The organism is Endozoicomonas atrinae, from assembly GCF_001647025.1.
GTDB lineage: Bacteria > Pseudomonadota > Gammaproteobacteria > Pseudomonadales > Endozoicomonadaceae > Endozoicomonas > Endozoicomonas atrinae.
This window is the reverse complement of sequence record NZ_LUKQ02000918.1, coordinates 1-250: the sequence shown is the minus strand read 5'-3', so window position 1 is coordinate 250 and position 250 is coordinate 1. Positions and strand designations below refer to the sequence as shown.

Annotated in this window: 1 protein-coding gene; it reads right to left on the bottom strand. The window is 46.4% G+C overall.

Annotated features, from left to right (window positions below):
• A partial coding sequence (locus AK963_RS36485; protein ID WP_238593925.1) for a transposase occupies positions 1-250 on the bottom strand: 250 nt, incomplete at both ends.

Here is a 250-nt window from a genome sequence, read left to right as displayed (position 1 = left end):
ATGAAAATATTGTAGATTGTTGCTGTGAAGCTTGGAATAACCTTTGCAGCGAAGCTGGTCGACTGTTCAGTCTGTGCTCCCGTGATTGGGCAGTTATACAGTAGTTAGAAAATTCAATTGGTATCAGGTCGCTGGCGACGCATTTACGGTCCTTGTAGGAGACGTATTTCAGCGAGTTACGTACCTGATGCACAATACACAGCTGAACCTGAGCCATTGGGAACACGGTGTTAATCGCTTCCGGGAATCC